The 25,170-nt window shown below is 71.5% G+C and carries 24 protein-coding genes and 1 pseudogene; 1 reads left to right on the forward strand and 24 read right to left on the reverse strand.

Features of this window, described 5'->3' with window-relative positions:
* Positions 1-34: 34 nt before the first annotated feature.
* From lgt to hisI, 11 genes and pseudogenes are all read right to left on the reverse strand, one after another.
* Positions 35-1,009: a prolipoprotein diacylglyceryl transferase gene (gene lgt / locus ACIQK6_RS14385; protein WP_329108026.1), complete on the reverse strand. Its 975-nt coding sequence runs from the start codon at positions 1,007-1,009 to the stop codon at positions 35-37.
* A gap of 313 nt (positions 1,010-1,322) precedes the next feature.
* Positions 1,323-2,114: pseudogene (locus ACIQK6_RS14390) on the reverse strand (DsbA family protein); the annotation flags it as partial.
* A 108-nt stretch (positions 2,115-2,222) separates the two neighbouring features.
* Entirely contained in the window at positions 2,223-3,038 is an 816-nt protein-coding gene (gene trpA, locus ACIQK6_RS14395) for a tryptophan synthase subunit alpha (protein WP_402694892.1), read from the reverse strand.
* A complete protein-coding gene (gene trpB / locus ACIQK6_RS14400; protein WP_329102977.1) occupies positions 3,035-4,276 on the reverse strand; it encodes a tryptophan synthase subunit beta in 1,242 nt (413 codons plus the stop codon). Before trpB ends, trpA begins: the two co-directional genes overlap by 4 nt.
* Positions 4,277-4,481: 205 nt before the next feature.
* Positions 4,482-4,691, reverse strand: coding sequence for a tryptophan biosynthesis modulator TrpM (gene trpM / locus ACIQK6_RS14405; protein WP_329102975.1), 210 nt, complete (start codon positions 4,689-4,691; stop codon positions 4,482-4,484).
* Between the two features lie 9 nt (positions 4,692-4,700).
* The gene (trpC, locus tag ACIQK6_RS14410; RefSeq protein WP_109782100.1) at positions 4,701-5,510 is read right to left on the reverse strand and encodes an indole-3-glycerol phosphate synthase TrpC; all 810 of its coding nucleotides are present in this window, start codon (positions 5,508-5,510) and stop codon (positions 4,701-4,703) included.
* Positions 5,511-5,682: 172 nt separating this feature from the next.
* Positions 5,683-6,189, reverse strand: coding sequence for a DUF2752 domain-containing protein (locus ACIQK6_RS14415; protein ID WP_329102973.1), 507 nt, complete (start codon positions 6,187-6,189; stop codon positions 5,683-5,685).
* Between the two features lie 69 nt (positions 6,190-6,258).
* A complete protein-coding gene (locus ACIQK6_RS14420; RefSeq protein ID WP_329102970.1) occupies positions 6,259-6,510 on the reverse strand; it encodes an HGxxPAAW family protein in 252 nt (83 codons plus the stop codon).
* Between the two features lie 137 nt (positions 6,511-6,647).
* On the reverse strand, positions 6,648-7,328 hold the full coding sequence (locus ACIQK6_RS14425; protein ID WP_329102968.1) for a TIGR02234 family membrane protein: 681 nt from the start codon (positions 7,326-7,328) through the stop codon (positions 6,648-6,650).
* Positions 7,329-7,342: 14 nt separating this feature from the next.
* Positions 7,343-8,833, reverse strand: a complete 1,491-nt coding sequence (locus tag ACIQK6_RS14430) for an anthranilate synthase component I (RefSeq protein WP_329102967.1) — start codon at positions 8,831-8,833, stop codon at positions 7,343-7,345.
* Between the two features lie 14 nt (positions 8,834-8,847).
* Positions 8,848-9,216: a phosphoribosyl-AMP cyclohydrolase gene (gene hisI / locus ACIQK6_RS14435; RefSeq protein WP_150257040.1), complete on the reverse strand. Its 369-nt coding sequence runs from the start codon at positions 9,214-9,216 to the stop codon at positions 8,848-8,850.
* 91 nt (positions 9,217-9,307) lie between these two features.
* Here hisI and ACIQK6_RS14440 point away from each other — a divergent pair, with 91 nt between their 5' ends.
* Positions 9,308-9,940 (forward strand): TIGR03085 family metal-binding protein, encoded by a 633-nt coding sequence (locus ACIQK6_RS14440; RefSeq protein WP_329102963.1) that lies wholly within the window; start codon positions 9,308-9,310, stop codon positions 9,938-9,940.
* A 619-nt stretch (positions 9,941-10,559) separates the two neighbouring features.
* On the opposite strand, the gene ACIQK6_RS14445 is transcribed toward ACIQK6_RS14440, so the two are convergent.
* The 13 genes from ACIQK6_RS14445 to ACIQK6_RS14505 form a co-directional block, all read right to left on the reverse strand.
* On the reverse strand, positions 10,560-11,804 hold the full coding sequence (locus ACIQK6_RS14445) for a DivIVA domain-containing protein (protein ID WP_329102919.1): 1,245 nt from the start codon (positions 11,802-11,804) through the stop codon (positions 10,560-10,562).
* An 82-nt stretch (positions 11,805-11,886) separates the two neighbouring features.
* Positions 11,887-12,183, reverse strand: coding sequence for a YggT family protein (locus ACIQK6_RS14450; RefSeq protein ID WP_030012625.1), 297 nt, complete (start codon positions 12,181-12,183; stop codon positions 11,887-11,889).
* 60 nt (positions 12,184-12,243) lie between these two features.
* Positions 12,244-12,861 carry a cell division protein SepF gene (locus tag ACIQK6_RS14455; protein ID WP_329102917.1) on the reverse strand — a complete coding sequence of 206 codons (618 nt, stop codon included), beginning with the start codon at positions 12,859-12,861 and terminating at the stop codon, positions 12,244-12,246.
* 149 nt (positions 12,862-13,010) lie between these two features.
* Positions 13,011-13,730, reverse strand: a complete 720-nt coding sequence (locus tag ACIQK6_RS14460; RefSeq protein WP_329102915.1) for a YggS family pyridoxal phosphate-dependent enzyme — start codon at positions 13,728-13,730, stop codon at positions 13,011-13,013.
* On the reverse strand, positions 13,717-14,505 hold the full coding sequence (gene pgeF / locus ACIQK6_RS14465; RefSeq protein ID WP_329102912.1) for a peptidoglycan editing factor PgeF: 789 nt from the start codon (positions 14,503-14,505) through the stop codon (positions 13,717-13,719). Before pgeF ends, ACIQK6_RS14460 begins: the two co-directional genes overlap by 14 nt.
* Positions 14,502-15,707, reverse strand: a complete 1,206-nt coding sequence (ftsZ, locus tag ACIQK6_RS14470) for a cell division protein FtsZ (protein WP_329102911.1) — start codon at positions 15,705-15,707, stop codon at positions 14,502-14,504. The genes pgeF and ftsZ overlap by 4 nt, the downstream gene beginning before the upstream one ends.
* 279 nt (positions 15,708-15,986) lie before the next feature.
* Positions 15,987-16,877 carry a cell division protein FtsQ/DivIB gene (locus ACIQK6_RS14475; protein WP_402694893.1) on the reverse strand — a complete coding sequence of 297 codons (891 nt, stop codon included), beginning with the start codon at positions 16,875-16,877 and terminating at the stop codon, positions 15,987-15,989.
* A 29-nt stretch (positions 16,878-16,906) separates the two neighbouring features.
* Positions 16,907-18,001, reverse strand: coding sequence for an undecaprenyldiphospho-muramoylpentapeptide beta-N-acetylglucosaminyltransferase (murG, locus tag ACIQK6_RS14480; RefSeq protein ID WP_266597598.1), 1,095 nt, complete (start codon positions 17,999-18,001; stop codon positions 16,907-16,909).
* Positions 18,002-18,007: 6 nt separating this feature from the next.
* Positions 18,008-19,369 (reverse strand): putative lipid II flippase FtsW, encoded by a 1,362-nt coding sequence (ftsW, locus tag ACIQK6_RS14485; protein WP_402694894.1) that lies wholly within the window; start codon positions 19,367-19,369, stop codon positions 18,008-18,010.
* A 70-nt stretch (positions 19,370-19,439) separates the two neighbouring features.
* Positions 19,440-20,957 carry a UDP-N-acetylmuramoyl-L-alanine--D-glutamate ligase gene (gene murD / locus ACIQK6_RS14490; RefSeq protein ID WP_329102905.1) on the reverse strand — a complete coding sequence of 506 codons (1,518 nt, stop codon included), beginning with the start codon at positions 20,955-20,957 and terminating at the stop codon, positions 19,440-19,442.
* Positions 20,939-22,009, reverse strand: coding sequence for a phospho-N-acetylmuramoyl-pentapeptide-transferase (gene mraY, locus ACIQK6_RS14495; RefSeq protein ID WP_030724430.1), 1,071 nt, complete (start codon positions 22,007-22,009; stop codon positions 20,939-20,941). Before mraY ends, murD begins: the two co-directional genes overlap by 19 nt.
* Positions 22,006-23,436, reverse strand: coding sequence for a UDP-N-acetylmuramoyl-tripeptide--D-alanyl-D-alanine ligase (gene murF / locus ACIQK6_RS14500; protein ID WP_329102904.1), 1,431 nt, complete (start codon positions 23,434-23,436; stop codon positions 22,006-22,008). The genes mraY and murF overlap by 4 nt, the downstream gene beginning before the upstream one ends.
* Positions 23,433-25,157, reverse strand: coding sequence for a UDP-N-acetylmuramoyl-L-alanyl-D-glutamate--2,6-diaminopimelate ligase (locus tag ACIQK6_RS14505; protein WP_329102902.1), 1,725 nt, complete (start codon positions 25,155-25,157; stop codon positions 23,433-23,435). The genes murF and ACIQK6_RS14505 overlap by 4 nt, the downstream gene beginning before the upstream one ends.
* Between the last annotated feature and the right edge of the window lie 13 nt (positions 25,158-25,170).

Here is a 25,170-nt window from a genome sequence, read left to right on the forward strand (position 1 = left end):
TCGTACGCGGCACCCCCTTCGTGGAGCGTTGAGGTCAGCGCTTGCCCGCCTCCGGGGTCTCGGCCCCGGCGGGGGCGTCCTTCGTCAGGACGGGTCCAGCGGCCTTGGCAGTGCGCGGGCGACGCGGCGTCCGAGGACTCGGCCCCGGCTCCGGAGCCGCGTCGTCGCCGTCCTTGCCGCCGTCCTCGCCGCCGGAGGTGTCCGGCTCGACGACCGACTCGCGGCCCGGCCGCAGCTTCGCCGACAGCACCAGGTAGACGACCGCCAGGACGAAGACGACGATCGAGGTCCAGACGTTCAGCCGGACGCCCAGGATGTGGTGCGCCTCGTCGACGCGCATGTACTCGATCCAGCCGCGGCCGACGCAGTACGCGGCGACGTACAGGGCGAAGGCCCGTCCGTGGCCGAGCTTGAAGCGGCGGTCGGCCCAGATCACGAGGAACGCGACGCCGACGCACCACAGCGACTCGTACAGGAAGGTCGGGTGGTAGGTCCCGGCGTCCCGGTTCGGGCCCGCGCTGATCTCGACCGCCCACGGCAGGTCAGTGGCCCGGCCGTACAGCTCCTGGTTGAACCAGTTGCCCCAGCGTCCGCAGGCCTGGGCCAGCGCGATACCGGGGGCCAGGGCGTCCGCCCAGGCCGGCAGCGGGATCCCGCGCAGCCGACAGCCGATCCAAGCACCCACCGCGCCGAGCGCGATGGCGCCCCAGATGCCGAGTCCGCCCTCCCAGATCTTGAAGGCGTCGACCCAGTTGCGGCCCGCGCCGAAGTAGAGCTGGTAGTCGGTGATCACGTGGTAGAGGCGCCCACCGACCAGGCCGAAGGGCACGGCCCACACGGCGATGTCCGCGACCGTGCCCGGCTTTCCGCCGCGCGCGATCCATCGCTTGTTGCCGAGCCAGACGGCGACGAAGACGCCGATGATGATGCAGAACGCGTAGCCGCGGAGCGGGATCGGTCCGAGATGGATCACGCCGGTCGACGGACTGGGGATGTAAGCAAGGTCCATGGCAGACATGACGCTACCTTGCCGGGCGGTGCGCACCGCAACCCGCCCGGCAAGACGAAACCAAATCCAGACCTGGAACGGGCCGCTTTCAGTCCTGGGCGGACCCGCTGGATGAGCCGTTGGAGGACCCGCTGGAGGTCCCGCCGGTGGACCGGGTCGAGGATCCGTCGGACGACCCGCCCGATCCCGTGCGCGAGGCCGACGGCGATGCCTTCGCCCCGGCCTTCGCGCCGGATCCGGGGGTCGCGCTGCTCGACGGTGAGGCCTTCCCGGCCCCCGCCCCGGCCCCGGCCCCGGTGGCCGCGCCCCCCGAGCCCTTGGCGGCGGCTTCCACCTGTTCCTTCAGCTTCTGCGGGGTCACCTGGTTGGCCTGGTCGGACAGGATGTCCTTGCCGTTGAGCAGCACGGTCGGGGTGCCGCGGAACTGTCCGGCGGTGAAGGCTGCGTCCGACTTGGCCACCCAGCTGTTGTGCGTGCCGTCCTCGACGCACGCGCGGAACTCGGGGGTGTCCAGCCCGTCGACCTTGCCGGCCAGTTCCAGCAGCTTGGCGTTCTTGCCGAAGGCGTCGTCGATTTCCTGCGGCTGGTTCTGGAACAGGAGGTCGTGGTACTCGGTGAACTTGCCGGCGTCCTGCGCGCAGGCGGCCGCGTTGGCCGCCTTCAGCGAGCCGCTGCCGCCCATCCTCCGGTCGATGAGCGTGACCAGGTGGTAGTCGACCTTGAGCAGCCCCTTGGCCTCCAGGTCGTGGATGACGTCGCGGTAGTTGTCCTCGAAGAACTTGCAGGAGGGGCAGCGGAAGTCCTCCCACACGGTGAGGGAGGACTTCGCCTCGGGCTTGCCCGCCTGGATGGCGAGGGCGTCCTTCCCGGTGGCGCCGGACGGGGCGACCACCGGGCCCGCCTTGCCGGAGCCTTCCTTGCCGGTGTTGGCGGCGATCACGCCGACGACGGTCGCCAGGCCGAGGACGCCGACCACCGCCGCCGCCACGACGAGGGTCCGCCGGCGCTTGTCCCGGGTCCTCTGCCGCTCGCGCTCCACGAGGAGTCGTTCCCGGGCCGATCGTTTCGTCGCATCGCGGTTCGCACCGTCGTTCTTCTCGCTCACGTTCCGCCAAACGAAGCGGGGAGGCACTCGCGTGCCTCCCCGCCCGCACTTCCACCCGATCGGGCTATGGGACCCGATCAGACATCCGTGGCTCTCGTCGAACGCGCGTCAGCTCCGGCGCACGCCTTGCGCGAGCTCGCCGGCGAGTGCCCGTACGGCGTCCAGTCCGGCCGGCAGGTCCGGTGCGTCCAGGAGCAGCTTCACGAAGGCCGAGCCGACGATGACGCCGTCGGCGAAGCCCGCGACCTCCTCGGCCTGTGCGGCGTTGGAGACGCCGAGGCCGACGCAGACCGGGAGCTCGGTGGTGGCGCGGGTGCGTCGGACCAGGTCCTGGGCCTGGTTGCCGACGGACTCGCGGGTGCCGGTGACCCCCATGAGGGAGGCGGCGTAGACGAAGCCGGAGCCGGCCGCCGTGATGGTGGCCAGGCGCGCGTCCTTGCTGCTGGGAGCCACGACGAAGACGGTCGCCAGACCGTGCTTCTCCGCGTGCTCGCGCCACAGCGCGGACTCCTGCACCGGCAGGTCGGGCAGGATGCAGCCGGCGCCGCCGGCCGCTGCCAGCTCGGCCGTGAACCGCTCGACGCCGTAGCGGTCGATGGGGTTCCAGTAGGTCATCACCAGGACCGGGGCCCCGGTCGCCTCGTGGGCCTCGCGGACCGTGCGGATCACGTCGGCGATCTTGACGCCGCCGCGCAGGGCGATGTCGTCGGCGGTCTGGATGATCGCGCCGTCCAGCACCGGGTCGCTGTGCGGGAGGCCGATCTCGACCACGTCCGCGCCGCCCTCGATGACGGCCTTGACCGCCTCGATGGCGCCGTCGACGGTCGGGAAGCCCGCCGGCAGGTAGGCGACGAGGGCCGCGCGGTCCTCGGACTTCGCCTTGACGAGGGTGTCGCTCAGCAACTGGAGGTTTCCGGTGCTCACTTGTTCTCCCCCTCGCCGTCGTACAGCCCGAAGTAGCGGGCCGCCGTGTCCATGTCCTTGTCGCCGCGACCGGACAGGTTGACGACCAGCAGGCCGTCCTTGCCCAGCTCCTTGCCCAGGTCGAGGGCGCCCGCGAGGGCGTGCGCCGACTCGATCGCCGGGATGATCCCCTCGGTGCGCGAGAGCAGGCGCAGGGCCTGCATCGCCGCGTCGTCGGTGACCGCGCGGTACTCGCCGCGGCCGGAGTCCTTGAGGTAGGAGTGCTCCGGGCCGATGCCCGGGTAGTCCAGGCCGGCCGAGATGGAGTACGGCTCGGTGATCTGGCCCTCCTCGTCCTGGAGGACGTAGGAGCGGGAGCCGTGCAGGATCCCGGGCTCGCCGGCGGTCAGCGTGGCCGCGTGCTCGCCGGTCTCGACGCCGTGTCCGGCGGGCTCGAAGCCGACGAGGCGGACGCCGGTGTCCGGGATGAAGGCGTGGAAGAGACCGATGGCGTTGGAGCCGCCGCCGACGCAGGCCGCGACGGCGTCCGGCAGCCGGCCGGCGCGCTCCAGGATCTGGCGGCGGGCCTCGACGCCGATGACCCGGTGGAAGTCGCGGACCATGGCCGGGAAGGGGTGGGGGCCGGCGACCGTGCCGAAGAGGTAGTGGGTCCGGTCCACGTTGGCGACCCAGTCGCGGAACGCCTCGTTGATCGCGTCCTTGAGCGTCCGGGAGCCGGACTTCACGGCGATGACCTCGGCGCCCAGCATGCGCATGCGGGCCACGTTGAGGGCCTGGCGCTGGGTGTCGATCTCGCCCATGTAGATGGTGCAGTCGAGGCCGAAGAGCGCGCAGGCGGTGGCGGTGGCCACGCCGTGCTGCCCGGCCCCGGTCTCGGCGATGACGCGGGTCTTGCCCATGCGCTTGGTGAGGAGCGCCTGACCCAGCACGTTGTTGATCTTGTGCGAGCCGGTGTGGTTGAGGTCCTCGCGTTTGAGGAAGATCCGGGCGCCGCCGGCGTGCTCGGCGAAGCGGGGCACCTCGGTGAGGGCGCTCGGGCGGCCGGTGTAGTTGACCATGAGGTCATTGAGCTCGGCCGTGAAGGACGGGTCGCCCTTGGCCTTCTCGTACTCGACGGCGACCTCGTCCACGGCGGCGACGAGCGCCTCCGGGATGAACTTGCCGCCGAAGTCGCCGAAGTAGCCCTCGGCGTTGGGAACGTGACCCTCCGGGTCCGGAATGAAGAACTCGCTGGACATGTCCAGTGCTCCTACGGGTGCGAGATGCGGCGGGGTGGATTCACCGTATTGCGCCGCCCGCCCGTGCCGCGGACACCCCGCTGGGGGATGTCGTGCGTACGGTGCGGGGCGGCCCGCGCCCCGAGCCGGCGGCCGGGGACTGCAGGCCGTACGGAAGCTGCGCGCGGCGCGGTACGTCTCGCGTACCGGGCCGCGGCGGCCCTCGTTACAGCGCGCCTCCGCGGCGCCATCGCATGCCGTTGACCTGGCCGGGCTCGGAGCCGATCACGTACCGGACCCGCCGCCCGTGAACGCGCCGGGCCGGGGCGCGGCAGCCGCGGGGGCGGCAGCCGCGCGCCAGGGGCGCGTGCGCCGTCGGCACGCCGACCGGGCGGGAGCCCGGCCGGGTGCGGACGTAGGAGCGGTCATGGGTCATGGGTGCGGGTCAGCTCCGCCCGTGGCGCAGGGCGGGGTGTGCGCCGGCGGCGACGAGGTCGGCCACGGCCGCCTTCGGGTCGCGGCCGGTCACCAGGGACTCCCCGACGAGGACGGCGTCGGCGCCCTCGTTGGCGTAGGCGATCAGGTCGTGCGGGCCACGGATGCCGGACTCGGCGATCTTGACGATGTGGTCCGGGATCTCGCCGACGACGCGCTCGAAGGTGGAGCGGTCGACCTTGAGGTCCTTGAGGTTGCGGGCGTTGACGCCGATGATCTTGGCACCGGCGGCGACCGCGCGCTCCACTTCCTCCTCGTCGTGGACCTCGACGAGCGGGGTGAGGCCGATGGACTCGGCCCGCTCGATGAGGGAGACGAGGGCCTCCTGTTCCAGGGCCGCGACGATCAGCAGGGCGAGGTCGGCGCCGTAGGCGCGGGCCTCCCAGAGCTGGTACGCCGTGACGATGAAGTCCTTGCGCAGGATCGGGATGTCCACGCGGGCGCGGACGGCCTCCAGGTCGGCCAGCGAGCCGCCGAACCGGCGCTGCTCGGTGAGGACGGAGATGACCGCCGCACCGCCAGCCTCGTAGTCAGCGGCGAGCCCGGCCGGATCGGCGATGGCGGCCAGCGCGCCCTTGGAGGGGCTGGAGCGCTTGACCTCGCAGATCACCTTGACGCTGTCGCCGCGCAGGGCAGCGACGCCGTCCTTGGCCTGGGGCGCCTTGGCGGCACGCTCCTTGAGCTCGTCGAGGCTCACGCGGGCCTGCCGTTCGGCAAGGTCTTCGCGGACCCCTTCGATGATCTCGTCGAGCACACTCACGCGAGCGGCCCCCTTCCGGGTCGATGACGGTCGGCCGCCTTGCAGACGAGTAGAAAAGCAAGGTCGGCATTCAAATGGTATCCGTAGGAGGCGTTGCCCTCCGCACCCGGTTGACGTCGTCCCAGTAACTGGACATTCGGAATCCGTGCTTCATCGGGCCTGCCCAGGGGGCTCAGGGCGCCAGTGCGGAGCCGAAGGGGAAATTTCGAACGAGGGCGAAAACCAACGCCAGCGCACCGAGCGCCCACCAGTACCTCGGACGCAGCACGATCCTCGGGGTCGGCCCGCCGCGGAACGCGCGGACCAGCCACAGGGCCATGAAGGCGGCGAAGACGAAATAGCCCGCGACCGCGAGCGCGTTCGCCCCGAGCGCGGTGACCAGATCGCCGTTCGCGAAGGCGTGGGCGCTGCGCAGGCCGCCGCAGCCCGGACACAGGGCGCCCGTCAGCCGGAACAGCGGGCACACCGGGTAGTGGCCGGGCTCGTTGGGGTCCACGGCGCCCACGTAGGCGAACGCCGCGGTGACCCCGGCCAGGTAGGACACCGGGACGGCGAGCCGCCGGACGCGGGACGGGGACGGCCGACCGGCGGGCTGCCCCGGCTCCGCGGGCACGGGTGCCGGTGACGGCGGGGCATCGGGCGTACGAGAGGCGTCCACCTGCTGATTCTCTCCGCTCATGACAAAAGGCGCAGCCCGGCGGGGCCGCGCCTTTCGGCTGCGTCGCTACGGACCGCGCTGCTCGCGCGCTCAGACCTTGGCGGGAACCTTGGAAGCGGCGATGACCTCGGCGAGGTCCTTGTGCGCGGGCTTCGGCATGCCCATGCCCGCGGCCCGCATCCCCAGGCCGACGACACCGCCGAGCGCGACGACGACGAGACCGGCCCAGAAGCCGAGCGGGTTCGCGAGCACCATGAAGGCGCCGGAGATGCAGAAACCGATGAAGGCGATGATGACACCGGTCCAGGCGGCCGGGGTGTGTCCGTGGCTAGTGCCCGCCATGAGTTGCTCCTCGTTGCTCTGTCGCGCTGCTGTGTCGAACGTGCGGTCTGTGTCGAACGCTCGGCGACCATTGTCCCGCACCGGACGGCTTCGCCGTCCAGGGGGGTCGGGTCAGCGGGCCCGGTCGGTCGGCCCGGTCAGTGGCCGCGGCCGGCGCCCGGGTCGGTGGTCGGGTCCTCGCCGCGGTCCAGAGCCTTCCACAGATCCTCCGGCCGGTCCGGATCAACCGCCGCGACAGTCCGGGCGCGCGGGCTGCCGTCACGCTCGTAGCGGCCTCCCATGGAGGGCCAGCTACGGCCGAAGCGCAGCGCCAGCAGGCCGGCCGCCAGGATCAGGACCGCGCCGGCGGCCGTCACGTAGGGCCAGGTCGTCTGGGTCAGCCCGGCCACGTGCGCGGCGCTGTCGGCGGTCGTACGGGCGGCCTGCGCGTCCAGGGCGCTGCGGCCGTCGGCGCCGAACGCGGCCGACAGCGCCGCGCCCAGGCCGCTGAGCGCGAGCAGCCCCGACACCAGCAGCCGGCTCCGGCCGCGCACGGCGAAGACGGCGACCAGTGCGGCGAGGCCCACGATGGCCAGCGCCGCGGGCAGGCCGGTGACGGCCCGCCCGTCGGCGGCCAGCTGGAGCGAGTCGCTGCCGATGGCGGCGGTGCCCCGGGCCCAGGTCCGGCCGGAGGCGAGCAGGACGACAGTGGCGCCGAGGGCGCCGAGCAGCAGGGCGACGGCCACGCTGCGGCGGCCGCCTCGGCTGTCGGGGGCCTCGGGCTCGGACGGTGTGTCGGCGTCGTTTCGGGGCGGGGGTACGGCACTCACGTACCCCACTATCCCCTACGCCCTCAGGAGCCGGTCAGGCGGTTCGCCGCTCCCACCGCGCGCAGCACGGCGGCCGCCTTGTTGCGGCACTCGTTGTCCTCCAGCTCGGGCACCGAGTCCGCGACGACACCGGCTCCGGCCTGCACGTACGCCGTGCCGTCGCGCAGCAGCGCGGTGCGGATGGCGATGGCCGTGTCGGAGTCCCCGGCGAAGTCCAGGTAGCCCACGCAGCCGCCGTAGAGGCCGCGGCGGGAGGGCTCCAGCTCCTCGATGATCTGCATGGCGCGCGGCTTGGGGGCGCCGGAGAGGGTGCCGGCCGGGAAGCAGGCGGTGAGCACGTCGAAGGCGGTCTTCCCCTCGGCCACGCGCCCCGTCACGGTGGAGACGATGTGCATGACGTGGGAGTAGCGCTCGATCGACATGAAGTCGACGACCTCCACCGATCCCGGCTCGCAGACCCGGCCGAGGTCGTTGCGGCCCAGGTCGACGAGCATCAGGTGCTCGGCCCGCTCCTTCGGATCGGCCATCAGCTCGTCGGCGAGGTCGTTGTCCTCCTGCGGGGTCGCACCCCGGTGGCGGGTGCCGGCGATGGGGTGGACCATGGCCCGCCCGTCCTCGACCTTGACCAGCGCCTCGGGACTGGAGCCGACCACGTCGAAGCCGTTCTCGAAGCGGAAGAGGTACATGTACGGGGACGGGTTGGTGGCCCGCAGCACGCGGTAGACGTCCAGGGCGGAGGCCCGGCACTCGGTCTCGAACCGCTGCGAGGGCACCACCTGGAAGGCTTCGCCGGCCCGGATGCGTTCCTTGATGTCCTCGACGGCCGCCTGGTACTTCTCGCCGCCCCACAGGGCGGAGAACTCGGGCAGCTCGGAGGCGGGCAGCGCGGCCGGCACGTAGGGGGCGGGCCGCGCGAGGTCGGCCTCCATCGCGTCGAGGCGGGCCACGGCGTCCGCGTACGCCTCGTCGACCCCGGAGTCGAGGTCGTTGTGGTTGATGGCGTTGGCGATGAGCTGGACGGTGCCGTCCCAGTGATCCAGGACCGCCAGGTCGGAGGTGAGCAGCATGGTCAGCTCGGGCAGCTCCAGGTCGTCGGCGGTGTGCTCGCCGATGCGCTCCAGGCGGCGCACGATGTCGTAGCCGAGGTAGCCGACCATGCCGCCGGTGAAGGGGGGCATGGCGCCCGCGAGGTCGCGGGGGGTGTGCAGGGCCTCGACGGTGGCGCGCAGGGCGTCGAGGGGGTCGCCGTCGGTGGGTACGCCGACGGGCGGGGTGCCGATCCAGTGCGCCCGGCCGTCCCGGGCGGTCAGGGTGGCGTCGCTGCGGACCCCGATGAAGGAGTACCGGGACCAGGAGCGGCCGTTCTCGGCGGACTCCAGGAGGAAGGTGCCGGGGCGTTCGGCTGCCAGCTTGCGGTAGAGCCCGACGGGGGTGTCCCCGTCGGCCAGCAGCTTGCGGCTCACGGGGATGACGCGGCGGTCGGCCGCGAGCTTGCGGAACGTCTCAAGATCCATTTCGGGGACCCTACCTAGTCGGCTGCGCGGAGGAGGACATCTTCGTCGAAACAGGTGCGCGCCCCGGTGTGGCAGGCCGCTCCGACCTGGTCGACCCGGACGAGCACGGTGTCGGCGTCGCAGTCGAGCGCGACGGATTTCACGTGCTGGAAGTGGCCGGAAGTGTCCCCCTTCACCCAGTACTCCTGGCGGCTGCGGGACCAGTAGGTGCAGCGTCCGGTGGTCAGGGTGCGGTGCAGGGCCTCGTCGTCCATCCAGCCGAGCATGAGCACCTCACCGGTGTCGTACTGCTGGGCGATGGCCGGGACCAGCCCGTCCGCGGAACGCTTGAGGCGTGCGGCGATGGCGGGGTCGAGGTTGCCGGGGCGGGGGGACGTACTCATGTGGACATTGTGCCGGGCCGGGGCGGGGGTGATGATCCGCGTCCGCCTGATGAGCGGGTGTTCGGCGGGTTCCCGCCGTAGGCTGGCCCGCATGTCTACCCATGCGAAGCGTGAACGCCTGCTCCTGGCGGACCTGTTGGAGGCGGCCGGTCCGGAGGCCCCCACGCTGTGCGCCGGCTGGACCTGTCGGGACCTGGCCGCGCACGTGGTGGTCCGCGAACGGCGGCCCGACGCGGCGGGCGGCCTGCTGCTGAACGTGCTGAAGGCCCGCCTGGACAAGGCGATGGAGGAGTACGCGGCCAAGCCGTACGAGGAACTGATCCAACTGATCAGGACCGGCCCGCCGAGGATGTCGGTGTACGCGCTGAAGCAGATCGACGAGGCGGCGAACGCGGTCGAGTTCTACGTCCACGCGGAGGACGTCCGCCGGGCGCAGCCGGACTGGTCCCCGCGGGAACTGGACCGGGTCTTCTCGGACGCGCTGTGGTCCCGGCTGGAGAAACTGGCACGCCTGACGGGCCGCCGTTCGCCGGTGGGCCTGGTCCTGAGGCGCCCGGACGGGCGGACGGTGGTGGCGCATAAGGGTGCGCCGGTGGTGACGGTGACCGGCGAGCCGGGGGAGCTGACGCTGTTCTGCTTCGGCCGTCAGGCCTCTGCGTCGGTGACGCTGGAAGGCGAGAAGGAGGCCGTGGCCAAGCTCACGGTGGCGTCCCTGGGCCTCTAGCCTGGCCGGCCGGGTGCGGATCCCATGCCGGGTGCGGCGCCGCTGCGGGGGCTCCGCCCCCGAGCCCCCGCGCCTCAAGCGCCGGCGGGGCTGGGTTTGGCCCCCTGGTCGGGGTGGGACCGGGGGGCGGGGGTGCGGGGCCGCCGGGGGTGTCTCCTCGGCTCGCGCCTGACGGGCCATCTCGGCCGTACCCGGCGGTTGCGCGCTCGTCCTGCGGGGACACCCCCCACCGTCCCCACACCCCCACCCCGGCCGCCTCACACCGGGCCGTGGGGCGGGGACACTCCGGGGGCTCCCCGCAGGACGAGGCGCGACCACCGGGCACAACCGGGACAAGCCCGCACGCGCCGAGCCGAGGAGAGCCCCCGGAGGGGCCCCGCCCCACCCGAAGCCAAACCCAGCCCCGCCGGCGATTGAGGCGCGACCACCGGCCCGCACCCAGAACGGGACCCGCACCGCCCGGCCAGGGCAACGGCCCGGCCAGGGCAACGGCCCGGCCAGGGCAACGGCCCGGCCAGGGCAACGGCTCCGCGGACGGAAACGGGCCGGGCCCGGTGCCCCCGAAGGGGAACCGGGCCCGGCCCGTAGAGCGCGGCTGCCGACCGCAGAACGGCGGCGCCTAGTTGTCGTCCTCGTCGATCAGGAAGCCCCGCATCGGCGACGGCGCCTGCATCGGCTGCGGCGCAGCCGGCCGCACCGGAGCCATCGGCTGGGTCATCGCCGGGGACATCTGCTGCTGGTTGCCGCCGTAGGACGGGGCACCCATCGGGGAGGGACCGCCCATGGGGGACGGGCCACCCATCGAGGGACCGCCCATGGAGTGGCCCATCGCACCGGCCGGAGCCATCGAGGGCGACGGCGACGGCGGCAGCGCGGGACCGGCCGGGTTTCGCGGCGGGGCCAGCGAGTCGTCTGCCTGGGTCTCCAGCTGGCGCAGCTGCGACTCCAGGTAGGACTTCAGGCGCGTACGGTACTCACGCTCGAAGCCCCGCAGGTCCTCGACCTTGCGCTCCAGCGTGGCGCGGGCGGACTCCAGGGAGCCCATCGCGACGCGGTGCTTCTCCTGCGCGTCCCGCTCCAGCGCGTCGGCCTTGGCGCGGGCGTCCCGCTCCAGGCCCTCGGCGCGCGACCGGGCCTCGCCGACGATCTTGTTGGCCTCGGAGCGGGCCTCCGCGATCGCCTGGTCGGCGGTCTGCTGCGCCAGCGACAGGACGCGCGCGGCGCTGTCGCCGCCGGGGCCCTGCTGCGGGAGCTGCGGCTGCTGCATCTGCTGCATGGGCTGACCCATGGGCTGCATCTGCTGCCCCATCGGCTGCATCTGCTGGCCCATGGGCTGCATCTGCTGGCCGAGCGGGTTCTGGCCGCCCATCGACTGCTGCTGCATGCCCTGGGGGCCGCCCATGGGCTGCTGCTGCATGCCCTGGGGTCCACCCATGGGGTGCTGCTGCATGGGACCGCCCATGGGGCCGCCCATCGGGCCGGGGCCCTGCTGGCCCTGGCCGCCGGGGCCCGGCGGAAGCTGCGGCTGGCCACCCGGAAGCTGCGGCGGGCCGCCCTGGAGCTGCGGCGGGCCCATCTGCTGCTGCTGCTGCGGCGGGCCGGATATGGCGGCGGGCACGGGGGCGCCGGGGCCTCGCTGGTCCTGGGGTTCGGCCTTGCGCATCCCCTGCTGCTGCTGGCTCTGCGCGGCGGCACGCGTGGCGGCGGCCAGCTTCGCGCGCAGGTCCTCGTTCTCGCGCAGCAGGCGCGTCAGTTCGGACTCGACCTCGTCGAGGAAGGCATCGACCTCGTCCTCGTCATAGCCTTCTCGGAGGCGGACGGTCGTGAACTGCTTGTTCCGCACGTCCTCGGGAGTCAGCGGCATGTCTTCTTCACCTCTACGTAGTCGTCGGCAGTCGGCAAGACCGTATCGGGACTGTCCCCGCGCCCGCGGGGAAGCACATCGTTCACAAGCCGCTCGCAGCGGTGCGCACGAAACTGATGAGGATGTAAACGATGATCATCAGAACGAAGAAGGACAGGTCGAGTGCCACGCCCCCGAGACGCAACGGCGGAATGACCCGCCGAAGAAGCTTGAGCGGTGGATCGGTGACGCTGTAGGTGGCCTCCAGTACGACCACCATCGCCTTGCCGGGTGTCCAGGAACGTGCGAACTGGAACACGTAGTCCATGACCAGGCGGAAGATCAGCACGACGAGGAAGCACCCCAAGGCGAAGTAGATCACTTGCAGTGCGACACCCATTCCGCGCTTCCCTCTCCCCTGCTCCCGCTGTGTTCCCGGCCCCGTGTCTGACGGATCGGTCTAGCTTTGGTTGAAGAACCCGCCCTCCGCGATGCGGGCCTTGTCCTCCGCCGTGACATCGACGTTAGCAGGCGACAGCAGGAACACCTTCTGTGTCACGCGTTCAATGCTGCCGTGCAGACCGAAGACGAGTCCGGCGGCGAAGTCCACGAGACGCTTCGCATCCGTGTCGTCCATCTCCGTGAGATTCATGATCACCGGAGTGCCCTCACGGAAGTGTTCCCCGATGGTACGGGCCTCGTTGTAGGTCCGGGGGTGCAGCGTCGTGATGCGGTACGGCTCCCGCTCGGAGACGACCTTGGGCATGATCACGGGGGCGTTCTTCTCCAGGTTCGTACGATCAGGTGTGATGGATGCCACGGGGGCGATTCGCGCAGGACGTCCGCTTTCCACCGGAATTGGGATAGGTTCACGCTGCGCCGGAGGCTGTGTCGCTCGTACCGGTTCGTCCGATACGGGCGCTTGGTGCGCGGGCTGCTGTCGGCGATCCCGCTCCCGAGCCCGTTCCATCTCCGGCTCGGGCTCGAACTCGTCGTCGGGGTCGTACCCCGGGTTGTCGTACCGGTCGTCCTCCACGAGGCCGAGGTAGACCGCCATCTTGCGCATCGCGCCGGCCATTCTCCGAGTCCTCCGCTCTGTGGTGGATCGCCCTGTCGCAGGTGCCGCCGTGTCACGAATGTCACCAACTGCCCGCGATCCACTAGGTCTGCCCGCTCATCAGCGGGAATGACCATATTTTCTGCTGTGGTCCGACTTTCTTCGCGACGTTACCCGAGCCGGGCTCTCGCGCCGAGTACCGCAGTGCCGACGCGTACATGTGTCGCACCGGCCGCCACGGCCTGTTCCAGGTCTGCGCTCATCCCGGCCGACACCATCGTGGCAGTCGGATGGTCCACGCGCATGCGGGATGACAATTCCACCAGCCGCTCGAAGGCGGCCCGTTCGCGGCCCGCGTAGGGGCCGGACAGCGGAGCGACCGTCATCAGGCCGTCGATGCGCAGTCCCGGAGCCCCGGCCACGAGGTCCGCCAACTCCGCGAGCTGCTCCGGCGCCGCGCCGCCGCGGGCCCCGCGCTCCCCCGACTCCGCGTCGAGGGCGATCTGCACGAGGCACCCGAGCTCCCGGCCGGCGTTGACCGCGGCCGCCGAGAGGGCCGTCACGAGCTTCGGCCGGTCGACCGACTGCACGACCTGCGCGTATCCCGCCACGGAACGGACTTTGTTCGTCTGCAACTGACCGACGAAGTGCCAGCTGAGCGGCAGATCTGCGCAGGCCGCGGCCTTGGGGGCGGCATCCTGGTCACGATTCTCCGCAACATGACGGACACCCAGGTCCGCCAGCAGTCGTACGTCGCTCGCGGGGTAGGTCTTGGTGACCACGATGAGGGTCACCTCTTCTCGTCCCCGCCCCGCCGCCGCACAGGCGGACGAGATGCGTTCCTCCACCCGCGCCAGGTTCTCGGCGAGCTCCGACTTACGATCCGTCATTCTTCTTTTCCCCCGGCAGTCCGGGGGTCGTCTCCCCGGAAAGCTCCGTCAACCAGACATATCCGGCCAGGCGTCCGGTCACCCGGTCGCGGCGGTACGAGAAGTGGTCCCGCGACTCCAGTGTGCAGACCGGGGAACGGCCGCCGTTCACCACCCCCGCCTCAGCGAGCTGGGCGTGCACCCCGGCGACCACGTCGACGGCCGGTGTCCCCCAGCTCGTCTCGGCCCGGGCTGCGGGGACGACGTCCGCCACCGCCTCCCGCATCTCGGCCGGAACCTCGTAGCAGTGCCCGCAGACGGCGGGTCCGGTCCGGGCGACGATCCGCCCGGGGTCCGCACCGAGGGCGACCATCGCCTCGACGGCGGCGGGCACCACCCCGGCGACCAGTCCCGGCCGCCCGGCGTGGGCGGCCGCCACGACCCCGGCGACGGGGTCAGCCAGCAGGACGGGCGTGCAGTCGGCGGTGAGCACCGCGAGGGCGAGCCCCCGACGGGCGGTCACCACCGCGTCCACCGCCGGGACCTCGGCGTCCGCGCCCCAGGTCCCGTCCACCACGGCCACGTCCCGGCCGTGCACCTGGTTCATCCAGACCACCCGGTCCGGCGCCAGACCCAGGGACTTCGCCGCCCGCGCCCGGTTCGCGAGAACGGCGGCCGGGTCGTCTCCGACCGCGCCGCCGAGATTGAGCTCCTCGTACGGAACGGCGCTCACTCCGCCCCACCGGTCGGTGAAAGCGAAGTGGGCGCCGCCCACGTGATGCTGCTCTGGTGTCACTTCAAGAAGTCCGGAACATCCAGCTCTTCGGCCGGGCTGTCCTGGTACGGCCGGGCCGTGGGGACCTGCGGCGCGGGGGCCTGGACCTCGACCGGAGCCGGCTCGACCGGAGCCGGGGGCTCCTCGCGCGGGGTGACCGAGCCGAGTCCGCCGAAGGCCGAGCGGGCCGGCTCGGCGGCGCGGACCGGCGCCGGGGCCGGCTCCTCGCGCTTGGTGGACGCGGCGCCGATGACGTTGTCCCGGCGGGCCGGGGGCTGTCCGCCGTCGAACCCGGCCGCGATGACGGTGACCCGTACCTCGTCGCCGAGCGCGTCGTCGATGACGGCGCCGAAGATGATGTTCGCCTCGGGGTGCGCGGCCTCGCTGACCAGCTGCGCGGCCTCGTTGATCTCGAAGAGGCCGAGGTCCGAGCCGCCGGAGATGGAGAGCAGCACGCCCCGGGCGCCGTCGATGGACGCCTCCAGGAGCGGCGAGGAGATCGCCATCTCGGCGGCGGCCACGGCGCGGTCGTCGCCGCGGGCCGAGCCGATGCCCATCAGGGCCGAGCCGGCCTCGGACATCACGGACTTGACGTCGGCGAAGTCGAGGTTGATCAGACCCGGGGTGGTGATGAGGTCGGTGATGCCCTGGACGCCCGAGAGCAGGACCTGGTCGGCCGACTTGAAGGCGTCGAGCACGCTGACCTGGCGGTCCGAGATGGACAGCAGTCGGTCGTTGGGGATGACGATGAGGGTGTCGACCTCTTCGCGGAGCTCGGCGATGCCGTCCTCCGCCTGGTTCGCGCGGCGCCGGCCCTCGAAGGTGAACGGTCGGGTGACCACACCGATCGTCAGGGCGCCCAGCGAGCGCGCGATGTTGGCGACGACAGGTGCGCCGCCGGTGCCGGTGCCGCCGCCCTCACCGGCGGTGACGAAGACCATGTCGGCCCCCTTGAGGACCTCCTCGATCTCCTCGCGGTGGTCTTCTGCCGCCTTGCGACCGACGGCCGGGTTGGCGCCGGCGCCGAGGCCACGGGTGAGTTCCCGGCCGACGTCGAGCTTGACGTCGGCGTCGCTCATCAACAGCGCCTGGGCGTCCGTGTTGATGGCGATGAACTCGACGCCCTTGAGACCGACCTCGATCATTCGGTTGATGGCATTGACACCACCGCCGCCGACACCGATGACCTTGATGACTGCGAGGTAGTTCTGCGGTGCTGCCACGTCGAAGGCCTCTCGCCTCGAGTTACGTGTCGCCGCCTCGCGGGCCTGCGTTGCGACGACTGATGCCGAAATAGGGACGGTCCGAACGCGCCGACCCGAACCCTCACCCTGAAGTTTAGGGTTAGGGGTGTGCCTGTTCCTCGGACTCTTCCGAACAGGACACTAAGTCGACAAGTAGCGCGTGTTCAACGAACACGCCGAACCTCCCGTTTTTCTTTTCACCCTATGTGATCACCCGTATCGCTGGCCAACCAGGGTGTGCCGCTGTTGGACCGGACGTCAACTCCCGGACGCAGCAGGGGCGGTGGGGACGCTCACGTCGAAGCGGGTGGCCTTGGGGGCGGCTTTCAACAAAGCGTTCAATGCGCGTCCCTTCGCGTCGCTCTGTTCACCACTGCCCCACGTCACGGATCGGCCCCCGGTGAGCTCCAGTACGACCGAATCGTAGGAACCCACCTTGACCTGCACGGTTTCCTTGGCGATCGACTCCGGGAGGACGCCCGCGACGAGTACGGCCTCGTGCAGCAGCCGTTCCTCGTCGAAGCGGCGGGCGCTCGGCGATCGACCGGCGTTCAATTCGAGGACCGGAACACCCGCGGGTGCTTTCGCAACCGTGTCGAATCGCACACCCGATGCGTCCACTTCCACGAAGTTGGCGTCCTTTTTGATGAGCAGGACGGGTTTGCGTTCCGTCACTTTCAGACCGATGCCGTGCGGCCAGGCCCGCACCACGTCGACCGAATCGATGCGGGGCAGCCGGCCGCGGACCCGGCCCTCGATCTCCTCGGTGTCGACGCTCACCAGGGGCGCACCGACCGGGACGGCCGCGGCACCGAGGACCTGCTCGGAGGTGAGCACGTCCATGCCGGTGGCGGCGACCTTCTCCACGCAGAGCCAGGACGAGCCGTAGAGCACCCAGGTGCCGCCCGCGGCGAGGACCACCGCGGCGGCCAGGGAGGCCAGCACGGGGCCCCGGCGCAGGCGTGCGCCGGGGCCCCTGGAGCCGGCCTCCCGGGCCGACTTCGGGGCCTTGGGCGCCTTGGGGGCTTTGGGTGCCTTGGAGCCCTTGGGGGGCTTCGGCGGCTTGGGAGCGCCGGTGCCCTTGCGGGCGGTCGGGCCGGACCGATCAGAAAACGGTGTTCCGCGCCGTGCGGTCGTCCCTCCGGCCACTCCCTGCCTCCTGCGTCTCGCTACCCGCCTCAGCGGGACCTGTGGGCCGCGATCGCCTCGTAGACCATGCCGACCAGGAGCTCGTCGGCGTCCCGACGACCGAACTCGCCGGCGGCCCGGGACATCTCGTACAGGCGGTGCGGGTCGGACAGCACCGGGAGGACCTGGCTCAGCACCCAGTCGGGCGTCAGCTCCGCGTCGTCCACGAGCAGGCCGCCGCCGGCCTTGACCACCGGCTGGGCGTTGAGCCGCTGTTCACCGTTGCCGATCGGCAACGGGACGTAGGCGGCGGGGAGCCCGACGGCGGAGAGTTCGGCGACGGTCATCGCCCCGGCGCGGCACAGCATCATGTCGGCGGCGGCGTACGCGAGATCCATCCGGTCCACGTACGGTACCGGCACATACGGCGGCATCCCGGGCATGTTGTCGACACGCGGCAGTTCGTTCTTCGGCCCGACGGCGTGCAGGATCTGGATCCCGGAGCGCTGGAGGGTCGACGCGACCTGCTGGATCGTCTCGTTGAGGCGGCGGGCGCCCTGCGAGCCGCCGGAGACCAGCAGGGTGGGCAGGTTGGGGTCCAGGCCGAAGGCGGCGCGCGCCTCGGGACGGACCGCTGCCCGGTCGAGGGTGGAGATGGAACGGCGCAGCGGGATGCCCACGTAGCGGGCGCCGCGCAGCTTGCTGTCGGGGGTGGAGACCGCGACGGCGTGCGCGTACCGGGAGCCGATCTTATTGGCCAGTCCGGGCCTGGCGTTGGCCTCGTGGACGATGATCGGTACCCCGAGGCGCTTGGCCGCGAGGTAGCCGGGCAGGGCCACGTAGCCGCCGAAGCCGACGACGCAGTCGGCCTTGGTGCGGATCAGGATCTCCTCCGCGGCCTTGATGGTGCCGCGCAGCCGTCCGGGGACGGTGATCAGTTCCGGGGTCGGCTTGCGGGGCAGCGGAACGGCCGGGATCAGGCCCAGCTCGTAGCCGCGTTCCGGCACCAGGCGGGTTTCCAGTCCGCGCTCCGTGCCGAGGGCGGTGATGCCCACTGAAGGGTCCTGCCTGCGCAGGGCGTCCGCGAGGGCGAGCGCCGGCTCGATGTGGCCGGCGGTCCCCCCACCGGCGAGTACGACATGCACCGAATTTCACCGCTCTCCGGACGGACGCTTCTTGACGCGCCGTCTCATCGACTTCCATCTCACCCCGGTCCGCCACCAGCCGGTCTTCGGCTGTCGCATCGCGAGGGCCGCGCGCGCCGCCGGCTCCTCCCGCGCGAAGGCGATGAGCAGTCCGACCGCGAACATGGTCGGCAGCAGGGCTGACCCTCCGTAGGAGAACAGCGGGAGCGGGACTCCGGCGATCGGCAGCAGGCCGAGCACCGCACCGATGTTGATCACGGCCTGGGCCGTGATCCAGGTGGTCACGCCTCCCGCGGCAAACCGTACGAAGGAATCCTCCGTGCGTCCGGCCACGCGGATACCCGCATAGCCTAGAGCCGCGAACAGGGCGAGCACCGACAGTGTCCCCGCCAGACCCAGTTCCTCCCCGGTGATGGCGAAGATGAAGTCGGTGTGGGCTTCGGGTAGTTGCCCCCATTTTTCCACACTTGCACCCAGGCCGGAACCGAACCATCCGCCCGAGGCGAGTGCGTAGATCCCGTGAACGGCCTGCCAGCAAAGGTCGTTCTTGCCCGGTTCTGTCGCACCGAGGCATTCCAGCCGGTCCATCCGGTGCGGGCTCGTTTTGATGAGCAGTGCGACGATCGCACCCGCGAAGGCGAGCACCCCGACGAACATCCGGGTCGGGGCTCCGGCGAGCCAGAGCAGACCGAACAGGATGGCGCCGAGGATCATCGCGGTGCCCATGTCTCCGCCCAGCATGATCAGCCCGAGCAGCAGGAAGGCCACCGGGACCAGCGGCACCAACAGGTGCTTCCACTGGCTCAGCAGCCCCTTGTCGCCCTTGCGTGCCAGCAGGTCGGCGCCCCACAGGATCAGTGCCAGTTTGCCGAACTCGCTGGGCTGGAGCATGAACGGACCGCCAAGGGAGATCCAATTCTGGTTGCCGTTGATCGAGACGCCTATCCCCGGGACCTGGACCAGGACCATCAGGAAGAGCGTGCCGGCGAGCACCGGGTACGAGAGCGCCCGGTGCAGTTTGACCGGCATCCGGGAGGCGACCATCAGGAGTGCGCCACCGATGAGGGCGGCCAGGAACTGCTTCTTGAAGAAGTACGCGTCGCCGAGGCCGAGCTGAAGGGCCTTGATCATCGAGGCCGAGTACACCATCACCAGGCCGAGCACGGTGATGAGCAGGGAACTGCCGAAGATCAGGTAATAAGCGGTGAGCGGGCGGTCCCAGGCCTTCTGCAACTGCCGCTGCGTACGCCGCAGCCGGTCCAGCGGCCCGCGCCCGGCGGGCCGCTTCGAACGCACCGCAGGGCGTTTGCGGCCCTGCGCCTTCACGGCGGACGGCCGCCGCCCCGGCAGCATCTGCTTGGCCGGCATCTGTGATCTTCCCCTCCACTCGTACGAGGCGAGCTGCCGGCCGGAGGGAACCTGTCCCGGAGCCCCCGGCCTAGGCCGTGTCCGCAGCGTTCTCGGCGGCCAGTTCGCGCACCGCGTCGGCGAATGCGTCCCCGCGCTTGTTGTAGTTCGCGAACATGTCCATCGAGGCACAGGCAGGTGCCAGCAGGACCGTGTCGCCGGGCTCGGCGAGCGCGGCGGCTTCCCGGACCGCTGCGAGCATCGCCCCAGTGTCGGTCCGGTCGAGGTCGACGACCGGGACCTCGGGGGCGTGTCGCGCCAGCGCCTCGGCGATGAGCGCCCGGTCGGCGCCGATCAGCACGGCGCCGCGCAGCCTCTTCGCGGCGTTCTGCACGAGCTCGTCGAAGGTCGCGCCCTTGGCGAGGCCGCCGGCGATCCAGACGACCGGCTCGAAGGCCGCGAGCGAGGCCTCGGCCGCGTGCGTGTTGGTGGCCTTGGAGTCGTCGATGTAGGTGACCGAGTCGACCTCGTCCACGTACGCGACGCGGTGGGCGTCCGGGCGGAAGTCGCGCAGCCCGTCGCGGACGGCGCGCGGCTCCACGCCGAAGGCGCGGGCCAGGGCGGCGGCGGCGAGCGCGTTGGCGATGTTGTGCGGGGCCGGCGGGTTGACGTCCGTGACCTCGGCGAGCTCCTGGGCGTTCTTCTGCCGGTTCTCCACGAAGGCCCGGTCGACGAGGATGCCGTCGACGACGCCGAGCATGGAGGGGCCGGGGGCGCCGAGGGTGAAGCCGATCGCGCGGCAGCCCTCTTCGACGTCGGCCTCCACGACCAGGTCCTCGGTGGCCGGGTCGGCGACGTTGTAGACGCAGGCGACCGTGTTGCCCTCGTAGATCCGGCCCTTGTCGGCGGTGTACGCCTGCATCGAGCCGTGCCAGTCGAGGTGGTCGGGGGCCAGGTTGAGCACGGCCGCCGAGTGGACGCGCAGCGAGGGCGCCCAGTGCAGCTGGTAGCTGGAGAGTTCGACGGCGAGCACGTCGTACTCCTGCTCGCCGAGCACCACGTCGATGATCGGGGTGCCGATGTTGCCGACGGCCGCGGTGCGCAGGCCCGCGGCCTTCAGGATCGACGCCAGCATCTGGGTGGTGGTGGTCTTGCCGTTGGTGCCGGTGATGGCGAGCCAGGGGGCGGGGGCACTGCGGGGCGCCGCGGCCCCGTCCTCGCCGGAGCGCGCGGCGCGCCGCTCCTGGCCGACCTCGCGCAGCAGCCAGGCGATCTCCACGTCCCCGACCACGTCCACGCCGGCTTCGGCGGCGGCCGCGAACAGCGGGCTGTCGGGCTTCCAACCGGGCGAGGTGACGACCAGTTCGGTGCCCTCGGGCAGGACCTCGCCCGCGTGCCCGCCGTCCGCGAGGCGGCCGAGGCGGACGGTGATGCCCTCCGCCGCGAGCTCGGCGGCCCGGGCGCGGTGCGCGTCACCGTCACCGTTGTCGACGACGGTCACCACTGCGCCGAGGCCGGCCAGGGCGCGGGCGGCACTGATGCCGCTCACGCCGAGACCGGCGACGGTGATGTTCTTGTCCTGCCAGGACGTCACTTGTCGGCTGCCCATCCCGCGTAGAAGAGACCGAGACCAACGATCACGCACATGCCCTGGATGATCCAGAAGCGGACCACGACCAGTACCTCGGACCAGCCCTTGAGCTCGAAGTGGTGCTGCAGTGGCGCCATCCGGAAGACCCGCTTGCCGGTCATCTTGAAGGAACCGACCTGGATGACGACCGACATCGTGATGAGCACGAAGAGGCCGCCGAGGAGCGCCATCAGGAACTCCGTGCGGGAGCAGATGGCGAGGCCCGCGAGCGCGCCGCCGAGGGCGAGCGAGCCGGTGTCACCCATGAAGATCTTGGCGGGCGAGGTGTTCCACCACAGGAAGCCGAAGCAGGCGCCCATGAGGGCGGAGGCGACGACCGCGAGGTCGAGCGGGTCGCGCACCTCGAAGCAGGCGTTCGGGTTGGTGAGGTCACCGGCCCTGGCGCAGGACTCCTGGAACTGCCAGACGCCGATGAAGGTGTAGGCGCCGAAGACCATCACGGCGGCGCCGGTCGCGAGACCGTCGAGACCGTCGGTGAGGTTCACGCCGTTGGACATCGCCAGGATCATGAAGAGCGCCCACACCACGAACAGCACCGGACCTATCGACCAGCCGAAGTCCGTGACGAACGACAGCTTGGTGGAGGCCGGGGTGAGCCCGCGCGAGTCCTTGAACTGGAGGGCCAGCACCGCGAAGGCGATGCCGACGATCAGCTGGCCGGACATCTTCGCCTTGGCCCGCAGGCCCAGCGAACGCCGCTTGACGATCTTGATGTAGTCGTCCAGGTATCCGACGAGGCCCATGCCGGCCATCAGGAACAGGACGAGCAGGCCCGAGAAGCTCGGCTCCTCACCGGTGAGGACCTTCGTCAGGGCGTACGCGATGAGCGTCGCCAGGATGAAGGAGATGCCGCCCATGGTGGGCGTGCCCTTCTTCCCGGCGTGGCCGCGGGGGCCGTCGTCGCGGATGAACTGGCCGTAGCCCTTGCGGGCGAGCAGCTTGATCAGCAGCGGGGTGCCGATGACGGTGAGGAACATGCCGATGACACCGGCGAACAGGATCTGCCTCATCGGTCGGCGACCTCGCCCTCGACAGTGCTGTCGAGAAGGCCCTGGGCCACCCGCTCCAGACCGGCCGACCTGGAAGCCTTCACCAGCACGACGTCACCCGGGCGCAGTTCACTGCGCAACAGGTCGACCGCCGCCTGCGCGTCGGACACGAGCACCGACTCCTCACCCCACGAACCCTCGTTATATGCGCCCAGTTGCAGCCAGGAGGCTTCCCTGCCCCCGACTGCGACGAGCTTGCTCACGTTGAGCCGGACGACAAGTCGTCCGACCGCGTCGTGCTCGGCGAGAGCGTCGTCTCCGAGCTCGGCCATCGGGCCGAGCACCGCCCACGTGCGTCCCCCGTTCGCCTTGCCGGCCCCGCCCATCGCGGCGAGCGCGCGGAGTGCGGCCCGCATGGACTCGGGGTTCGCGTTGTAGGCGTCGTTGACGATCGTCACACCGTCCGCCCGCTCGGTGACCTCCATCCGCCACCGGGACAGCGTGCCCGCCCCGGAGAGCGCGGTGGCGATCTCCTGTACGGACATGCCCAGTACATGGGCGACGGCGGCCGCGGCGAGCGCGTTCGACACGTGGTGCTCACCGTACAGCCGCAAGGTCACGTCGCTGCACCCGGTCGGTGTGTGCAGTGTGAAGGAAGCCGTCCCCCTGTCCGTCATGCGGACTTCGGTGGCCCGGATTTCGGCGTCCTCGGCCTCACCGAACAGCACCGTACGGGCCTTCGTGCGCCCGGCCATTTCACGAACCAGCAGGTCATCGGCGTTGAGGACGGCGACGCCGCCCTCCGCCTCGGCCGGCAGGGCCTCGACCAGCTCCCCCTTGGCCTGCGCGATCTGCTCGCGGCCGCCGAACTCGCCGATGTGGGCGGTGCCGACGTTGAGGACCAGACCGATCCGCGGGGGCGTCAGTCCGGTGAGGTAGCGGATGTGGCCGATGCCGCGGGCGCCCATCTCCAGGACCAGGTGCTGGGTGTCCTCGGTGACGCGCAGCGTCGTGATCGGCAGGCCGATCTCGTTGTTGAGGTTCCCGGGGGTCCACACGGTCGGCGCGTGGTGCTGCAGCACCTGCGCGATCAGGTCCTTGGTGGAGGTCTTGCCGGCGGATCCGGTGAGGGCCACGACGTCGGTGCCCAGGCGGGTGACCACGGCCCGGGCGAGCGCTCCGAGGGCGGCCACCACGTCGGGGACCACGATGGCCGGTACGCCGACGGGCCGGGTCGCGAGGACGCCCACGGCCCCGGCGGACACCGCGCGCTGCGCGTAGTCGTGGCCGTCGACCCGCTCGCCGACGAAGGCGGCGAACAGGCTGCCCGGCCGGACCTCACGGGAGTCGTAGACCACGGGTCCGGTGATCTGGACGGACGGATCCGGTATGTCGTGGGGCCGCCCGCCGGTGATGTCGGCGATCTCGGCGAGGGAAAGGGCGATCACTGGTTCACCTCGGCCTGTCGGACCTGGGTCGTTTCATCGAGCACGGCCGGCCGGTCGAGCACGGCTCGGTGCTCGATCGCGGCGCGGAGCACCGTGCGGTCGTCGAAGGGGCGTACGACACCGGCGGTGTCCTGGCCCTGTTCGTGGCCCTTGCCCGCCACGAGCACGGTGTCGCCGGGCTCGGCGCGCGCGACGGCGGCGGCGATGGCCGCCGCCCGGTCGGCGTCGACGAGGACGGTGCCCCGCTCGGCGGGCGGCACGGACACGGCGCCCTCGAACATCGCGGCGAGGATCGCGAGCGGGTCCTCGGAACGCGGGTTGTCGGAGGTCAGGACGGCGACGTCGGCGAACCGGGCGGCCGCGGCCCCCATCGGTCCGCGCTTGGTGGTGTCGCGGTCGCCGCCACAGCCGAGCACGATGTGCAGCTTGCCCTCGGTGACCTCGCGCAGCGCGCGCAGCACCGATTCCACGGCGTCCGTCTTGTGCGCGTAGTCGACGACGGCGAGGTAGGGCTGTCCCGCGTCCACCCGCTCCAGCCGGCCGGGGACCCCGGGGACCGCGGCGACGCCGTCGGCGGCGGTCTGCGGGTCGATGCCGGCGGCGGCGAGCGTGACGATCGCGGCGACGGTGTTGGCGACGTTGAACGGGCCGGGCAGCGGGGCCTTGGCGCGCACGCGCTGTCCCTCGGGGCCGACCAGCGTCAGCGTGGAGTCCATGTGGCCGGTGACGACGTCTTCGGCCCGCCAGTCGGCGGCCGGGTCGCCCGCGGCGGAGAAGGTGACGACCGGGACGGTGGCCTCCTTGGCCAGGCGGCGGCCGTACTCGTCGTCGAGGTTGACCACGCCCAGGCGGGCCCGGCGGGTGGTGAAGAGCCCCGCCTTGGCCTGGAAGTAGTCCTCCATGTCGGAGTGGAACTCCATGTGCTCCGGGCTCAGGTTGTTGAAGACGGCGACGTCGAAGACGCAGCCGTCGACCCGGCCGAGCACCAGGGCGTGGCTGGAGACCTCCATGGCCACGGCCTCGACCCCACGTTCGCGCATGACCGCGAAGAGGGCCTGGAGGTCGGTGGCCTCGGGGGTGGTCCGCTCGGACTTGATGCGCTCGTCGCCGATGCGCATCTCGACGGTGCCGACCAGTCCGGTGCTCCGGCCCGCCGCGCGCAGGCCGCCTTCGACGAGGTACGCCGTGGTGGTCTTGCCGGAGGTACCGGTGATCCCGATCTGGAGCAGGCCCTCACCGGGGCGCCCGTAGATCGCCGCGGCGAGCTCTCCCATCCGGCCGCGCGGGTCGTCGACGGTCAGGACCGGCAGGCCGGTCGCCGCGGCGCGCTCCGCCCCCGCGGGGTCGGTCAGCACGGCGGCGGCACCGAGACCGGCCGCCTGGGCGGCGAAGTCGGCGCCGTGCGTCCTGGCTCCCGGCAGGGCGGCGTACAGGTCACCGGGGCGGACCGCACGGGAGTCGTGCGTGATGCCGGTGATCTGCGCCGCGCCGGGCGCCGGGATGCCCAGCAGGGCGGCCAGCTCGCCCAGCGGGCTCGGGCTGGCGGACGCGGGCCGGGGCGCTCCCGGCGGCGTTGCCGGGGCCTTCTCGGTGTTTCTGGGCTGATCAGCGTGGGACACGGCGGTGAGCGTACCGGGCGCAGCGGGCCGCCCGCGAAGTGAGGCCCCGGCCTCGGCTTCGGGGGTCGTCGGGTTCCCGGGTTTCGGGGTGATGGTTGTCACTGATGGTGCCTCA

It is taken from the genome of Streptomyces sp. NPDC091682, from assembly GCF_044756625.1.
Classification (GTDB): Bacteria; Actinomycetota; Actinomycetes; order Streptomycetales; family Streptomycetaceae; genus Streptomyces.

Excerpts from the sequence above, each read along its gene's own strand:
- lgt (WP_329108026.1), bottom strand. The coding sequence starts at position 1,009 with ATGGACCTTGCTTACATCCCCAGTCCGTCGACCGGCGTGATCCATCTC.
- trpB (WP_329102977.1), bottom strand. The coding sequence starts at position 4,276 with ATGTCCAGCGAGTTCTTCATTCCGGACCCGGAGGGTCACGTTCCCAAC.
- trpM (WP_329102975.1), bottom strand. The coding sequence starts at position 4,691 with ATGACCCATGACCGCTCCTACGTCCGCACCCGGCCGGGCTCCCGCCCG.
- ACIQK6_RS14415 (WP_329102973.1), bottom strand. The coding sequence starts at position 6,189 with ATGAGCGGAGAGAATCAGCAGGTGGACGCCTCTCGTACGCCCGATGCC.
- ACIQK6_RS14420 (WP_329102970.1), bottom strand. The coding sequence starts at position 6,510 with ATGGCGGGCACTAGCCACGGACACACCCCGGCCGCCTGGACCGGTGTC.
- ACIQK6_RS14430 (WP_329102967.1), bottom strand. The coding sequence starts at position 8,833 with ATGGATCTTGAGACGTTCCGCAAGCTCGCGGCCGACCGCCGCGTCATC.
- hisI (WP_150257040.1), bottom strand. The coding sequence starts at position 9,216 with ATGAGTACGTCCCCCCGCCCCGGCAACCTCGACCCCGCCATCGCCGCA.
- ACIQK6_RS14440 (WP_329102963.1), top strand. The coding sequence starts at position 9,308 with ATGTCTACCCATGCGAAGCGTGAACGCCTGCTCCTGGCGGACCTGTTG.
- ACIQK6_RS14445 (WP_329102919.1), bottom strand. The coding sequence starts at position 11,804 with ATGCCGCTGACTCCCGAGGACGTGCGGAACAAGCAGTTCACGACCGTC.
- ACIQK6_RS14450 (WP_030012625.1), bottom strand. The coding sequence starts at position 12,183 with ATGGGTGTCGCACTGCAAGTGATCTACTTCGCCTTGGGGTGCTTCCTC.
- ACIQK6_RS14455 (WP_329102917.1), bottom strand. The coding sequence starts at position 12,861 with ATGGCCGGCGCGATGCGCAAGATGGCGGTCTACCTCGGCCTCGTGGAG.
- ACIQK6_RS14460 (WP_329102915.1), bottom strand. The coding sequence starts at position 13,730 with ATGACGGATCGTAAGTCGGAGCTCGCCGAGAACCTGGCGCGGGTGGAG.
- ftsW (WP_402694894.1), bottom strand. The coding sequence starts at position 19,369 with ATGCCGGCCAAGCAGATGCTGCCGGGGCGGCGGCCGTCCGCCGTGAAG.
- murD (WP_329102905.1), bottom strand. The coding sequence starts at position 20,957 with ATGGGCAGCCGACAAGTGACGTCCTGGCAGGACAAGAACATCACCGTC.
- mraY (WP_030724430.1), bottom strand. The coding sequence starts at position 22,009 with ATGAGGCAGATCCTGTTCGCCGGTGTCATCGGCATGTTCCTCACCGTC.